General features: G+C 44.0%; 8 protein-coding genes. All 8 read left to right on the top strand.

The window, feature by feature from the left end; genetic code table 11:
- Positions 1–260 (top strand): DUF6115 domain-containing protein (locus GRP75_RS18550; protein ID WP_483311096.1); only part of this gene is annotated, 260 nt, incomplete at its 5' end.
- The gene (locus tag GRP75_RS18545; protein WP_160790008.1) at positions 257–904 is read left to right on the top strand and encodes an endolytic transglycosylase MltG; all 648 of its coding nucleotides are present in this window, start codon (positions 257–259) and stop codon (positions 902–904) included. The genes GRP75_RS18550 and GRP75_RS18545, both read left to right, overlap by 4 nt.
- Positions 905–1,157: 253 nt before the next feature.
- On the top strand, positions 1,158–1,856 hold the full coding sequence (gene rpsB / locus GRP75_RS18540; RefSeq protein ID WP_013309916.1) for a 30S ribosomal protein S2: 699 nt from the start codon (positions 1,158–1,160) through the stop codon (positions 1,854–1,856).
- 131 nt (positions 1,857–1,987) lie between these two features.
- Positions 1,988–2,638, top strand: coding sequence for a translation elongation factor Ts (gene tsf / locus GRP75_RS18535; protein WP_160790007.1), 651 nt, complete (start codon positions 1,988–1,990; stop codon positions 2,636–2,638).
- Between the two features lie 119 nt (positions 2,639–2,757).
- On the top strand, positions 2,758–3,486 hold the full coding sequence (gene pyrH / locus GRP75_RS18530) for a UMP kinase (RefSeq protein WP_013309918.1): 729 nt from the start codon (positions 2,758–2,760) through the stop codon (positions 3,484–3,486).
- Positions 3,486–4,040 carry a ribosome recycling factor gene (frr, locus tag GRP75_RS18525; protein WP_023988209.1) on the top strand — a complete coding sequence of 185 codons (555 nt, stop codon included), beginning with the start codon at positions 3,486–3,488 and terminating at the stop codon, positions 4,038–4,040. Before pyrH ends, frr begins: the two co-directional genes overlap by 1 nt.
- 84 nt (positions 4,041–4,124) lie before the next feature.
- The gene (locus GRP75_RS18520; RefSeq protein ID WP_023988210.1) at positions 4,125–4,892 is read left to right on the top strand and encodes an undecaprenyl pyrophosphate synthase; all 768 of its coding nucleotides are present in this window, start codon (positions 4,125–4,127) and stop codon (positions 4,890–4,892) included.
- Between the two features lie 17 nt (positions 4,893–4,909).
- Positions 4,910–5,318: phosphatidate cytidylyltransferase (locus GRP75_RS18515; protein ID WP_160790006.1), on the top strand; the 409-nt coding region annotated here is incomplete at its 3' end.

Below are 5,318 nucleotides of genomic sequence, written 5' to 3'. Positions count from 1 at the left end.
GTCAAAGTCCGCAACCTGGAATGTCTGTGCAGGAAGGCTACTCTGGTTCAGAAGCTCCCCTCATAACTATGGAGGAGCAGACGGTATTACAAGACCCTGAAACTGAGCAGGAAGCAGAGTCCATCCGTGATCGTTATCAAGAGTTGTTTGCGCTGCATGAGCAAGGCAAGTCAGTGGACTATATAGCCAAGCAATCAGGCATTCAACGGGGTGAAGTACAGCTCATATTGCAACTCGCGGAGCGGGAGGATGTAACGTGATCAAAAACCGTTCATTTATGCTAGGCATGGGTACTGGTCTGATAACGGGGGCATTGCTGTTGCAATTGGCAATGATCGGTCAGGGACAATCACAGCAATCTTCCACAGACCCGAAAAACATGACGCGAGAGCAGTTAGAAAAGGCAGCAGCCGAATTAAATCTTCAGATCAGTGACAGCTCTGATCCGAAAATGACAGAAGAGGAATGGCGTAATAAGGTGATCAAGGAAGGTAATAAAACTCCGGTTGCACCCCAAAAGGCTAAACCAGCTCAAACGCCGGCAACACCAAAGGCACCTGCAAACAGCACATCCTCGACTGCGTCTAAACCTTCGACTAGCACATCGGTTCCACAAAGTCCGAATAAGCCGCAAACTCAAAGATCCGGCACTACACCGACTCCCGATATCCCCAAGCAGCCTGCCACCCCACAAGTGCAGTATAGCATTGCATCGGGAAGCAATTTGAGAAGTGTGGCATCAGGATTGCAACGGGCAGGGGTCGTATCTGATGCTAGTGCATTCGAGGCAGCAGCGAAGGCCGAAAAAATCAATACCAAAATTCGTACCGGTACCTATCAGTTTGCTAAAGGTGAGGATTTCAGTTCTATTATTACTAAAATTACGAAAAAGCCGTCCAACTGACCAGACCGGGAAGTGGACGGCTTTTATTCATGCTGACAAGTTCCATAAGAGGCGTAAAACGTCACATTTTGCGTTGTTCCAACTATTGTCGAAAAGTTGGTTGCAACGATGCAAGTGTTATGGTATATTAATTGACGGTGTTAAAAACGCACGTCGGTTAATTTTATAGAGGGTGCTTTCCAATGGAAAGTCTTTATGAAAAATGATGTCGGCGGAGGACACACAAAAAACCAAACTTAGGAGGTGCGTGAAGATGGCAGTAATCTCCATGAAACAGCTTTTGGAAGCTGGGGTTCACTTTGGTCACCAAACACGTCGCTGGAACCCGAAAATGGATCGTTATATCTTCACTGAAAGAAACGGTATTTACATCATTGACTTGCAAAAGACAGTGAAAAAGGTTGAGGAAGCTTACAACTTCGTAAAAAGCATTGCAGCTGAGAATGGTACAATTCTGTTCGTAGGCACGAAGAAACAAGCACAAGATTCCGTTAAAGAAGAAGCAGCACGCGCTGGTCAATTCTACATTAACCAACGTTGGTTGGGTGGTACGCTGACTAACTTCCAAACGATTCAAAAACGTATTGACCGTTTGAAACAACTGGAAGCTTGGGAAGAAGACGGTACATTTGCAGTTCTTCCTAAAAAAGAAGTTATCATTCTTCGCAAAGAAAAAGATCGTCTTGAAAAATTCTTGGGCGGTATCAAAAACATGAAGGGCCTTCCGAGTGCTCTGTTCATCATTGATCCACGCAAAGAACGTATCGCGGTTGCTGAAGCTCGCAAATTGGGTATCCCAATCGTTGGTATCGTTGATACAAACTGCGATCCAGACGAAATCGACTATGTTATCCCAGGTAATGACGACGCAATCCGCGCTGTTAAATTGCTGACAGGTAAAATGGCTGATGCAGTTATGGAAGCAAACCAAGGCGAAGAAACTACAGCATAATATTTCCATTAGGAAATACCTATATGAATTAAATGAAAAGGGTGGTTGGCAGGTGTATAACCTCTCACTACCCTTTTTTTAAGGAATAAAGCACGGTATACCACTGAAAATCAAATTTGGAGGGAAATAATATGGCAGTTAATGCTAGCGCAGTAAAAGAGCTTCGTGAAAAAACAGGCGCAGGAATGCTGGATTGTAAAAAAGCGCTTGAAGAAGCAAACGGTGATTTGACAAAAGCGGTTGAAGTTCTGCGCGAAAAAGGACTTGCAGCTGCAGCCAACAAAGCAGGTCGTATTGCTACTGAAGGTGTTGTTGAATCCTACATTCATGCTGGCGGCCGTATCGGCGTACTGGTAGAAGTAAACTGCGAAACAGACTTCGTAGCTAAAACAGACCAGTTCAGAGATTTTGTACGCGACATTGCAATGCATATCGCTGCATCGAACCCTCGTTATGTCCGTCGTGAAGAAGTGCCACAGGAAGAAATCGAAAAAGAAAAAGAAATCCTGAAAGCACAAGCTCTGAACGAAGGTAAACCAGAGAAAATCGTTGAGAAAATGGTTGAAGGCCGCATTGGTAAGTTCTATGAAGAGTTCTGTTTGCTGGATCAATCTTTCATCAAAGATCCGGACAAAACAATCTCCACGCTTATCAACGAAAAAATCAGTACAATTGGCGAAAACATCTCCCTGCGTCGCTTTGTTCGTTTTGAACTGGGTGAAGGTCTGGAGAAAAAAGAAGACAACTTCTACGAAGAAGTTATGTCTCAAGTGAAACAATAATTACCAACGAACGGTAATTGCATATAAAAAACGGAAATGGAACACATCAGTGTTCCTTTTCTTGCAACAGGACACCTATCCTGTTACATAAAGTATAAATGATATTGGAGGGTGATCATTTGGAAAAACCTGTGTTTAAGCGTGTTGTCCTGAAAGTTAGTGGTGAATCGCTGTCAGGCCCTAACGGTTACGGTATTGATGCGGATACGATTGCGTCCATTGCTGAACAAGTCAAAGATGTGGTGGAACTGGGAGTAGAAGTTGCTATCGTGTGTGGTGGCGGTAACATCTGGCGTGGTATTGCTGGAAGTGCCAACGGAATTGACCGGGCCACGGCAGATTACATGGGTATGCTGGCAACAGTGATGAACTCACTGGCCTTACAGGATGCTTTGGAACAGATTGAAGTACCTACGCGTGTACAAACATCCATTGCGATGCAACAGATTGCAGAACCATACATCCGCCGTAGAGCTATCCGTCATTTGGAAAAAGGTCGGGTTGTAATTTTTGCAGCAGGTACAGGTAATCCGTTCTTCTCGACTGATACTACAGCTGCACTGCGTGCCGCTGAGATTGAAGCGGAAGTGATTCTGATGGCTAAAAATAAAGTGGATGGTGTATATTCTGCTGATCCGTTTAAAGATAGCACAGCTGAGAAATATGAGCAGCTTACGTATTTGGATGTGCTCAACAAAAATCTCGGTGTCATGGATTCTACTGCTTCCTCGTTGTGCATGGATAACAATATTCCGTTGATTGTCTTTGCTATTACAGAGCAAGGTAACATTAAACGTGTCGTGCTGGGTGAGAAAATTGGTACGATCGTCAAAGGGAGTGTAAATTAATGCCACAATCTGTGAAAAAGAGTGCTGAGGAGCGCATGCAAAAAGCAATCCAAGCATTGCAACGTGATCTTGCATCTTTGCGTGCAGGACGGGCGACACCAGCTTTACTGGACCGTGTGCAGGTAGAGTATTATGGTGCAATGACTCCAGTCAACCAGCTGGCGAATGTCAATACACCTGACAGCCGGACCTTGATGATTCAGCCTTGGGACAAATCTTCCTTGGCCGATATCGAGCGCGCTATACAAAAATCCGATTTAGGTTTGACACCTTCGAATGATGGCAACACCATTCGTCTGAGCATTCCTGCTTTGACGGAGGAGCGCAGAACTGACTTGGTGAAGTTGACGAAAAAGAACGGTGAAGAAGCGAAGGTCGCTATTCGTAACATTCGTCGTGATGCAAATGATGACATCAAAAAAATGGAGAAAAGTGATATTTCCGAGGACGAATCTCGTAAATATCAGGAAGATATCCAGAAAACAACTGATAAATTTATTGCTGAAGTGGATAAAGTTTTAGCTGCAAAAGAAAAAGAAATTATGGAAGTTTAAAAGATTGGCAGCCCCTCCCTTACGGTGGGGTTTGTCTCTTTTCAAGCCTGAGGCACATTTTCAGAGAATGCTGGAGGAACTGGAATGATCAAACGGGTTCGGTCTTGGTGGAACGGGGAACAAAAACAGCAAACACCGGCCATTTCAAAAGACAATATTCCGCAGCATGTTGCTGTCATCATGGATGGGAACGGCAGATGGGCCAAACGGATTGGAATGCCGCGGATTGTAGGGCACCAAAATGGAATGAAGGCAGTGAAACGCACAGCAATTGCGGCGGATGAACTGGGTATTAAGTATTTGACTTTGTTTGCATTTTCAACTGAAAATTGGACGCGTCCAAAGGATGAAGTTGATTTTCTAATGCGCTTACCGCAGGAATTTTTGGCTATTGAGCTAGATGAGTTGATTGAAAAAAATGTGCAGGTGCGTATGATGGGAAACAAGGAACATTTACCTTCCCATACCGTTGAGGCACTGACTGAAGCGACTCGACGAACTGAAAATAATACCGGACTTGTTCTTAATTTCGCATTAAATTATGGAAGTCGGTTGGAAATCACAGAATGCATGCAAACATTGGGGCGTCAAATTGCGGATGGGAAGCTTAAAACAGAAGATATAACATCTGAGCTGATCGGTAATACGTTGCTTTCTAGTGGTATGCCAGACCCTGATTTACTGATTCGAACAAGCGGTGAGCTTAGACTTAGTAATTTTATGCTCTGGCAGCTTGCCTACAGTGAGTTGTGGTTTACTGATATTTATTGGCCTGAGTTTAAGAAAGAACACTTATACGAAGCAGTGATCGAATATCAGCAAAGAACACGGCGGTATGGCGGACTGAAGTAAATGGAGGATGAAAGCCGTTGAGACAGAGATTAATTACCGGTATTCTGGCAGGCATATTCTTTTTGGCGATGGTCCTGTGGGGCGGCTTGGCCTACCATTTGCTTATATTGGCGATGGCCCTAATCGGATTTTATGAGTTCGCACGAATGACGCAGGTATCTCCTTTTGGAGGTACAGCAATACTTGGATACGTAAGCATATTTGCTTTTATATTCCCATATGAATCTTTTGGTTTGCACTCACCCTTACCCATTGCCAGTATGCTTTGGCTGGTAATGATAGCTTTTATGATCATCACGGTAGGAACGAAAAATAAAATCCCGATTCAAACGGTAGCTATACTATTCCTTGGTACCGTTTATATAGGGTTTGGATTTTCGTATATAGCGGAATCACGTCATATGGAACGTGGACTGTTATGGACTT

Source organism: Paenibacillus sp. OT2-17 (genome assembly GCF_009827695.1).
Taxonomy (GTDB): Bacteria; Bacillota; Bacilli; order Paenibacillales; family Paenibacillaceae; genus Paenibacillus; species Paenibacillus polymyxa_B.
Note: the sequence above shows the minus strand (reverse complement) of the source record. Positions and strands in the feature narration are given on the sequence as shown.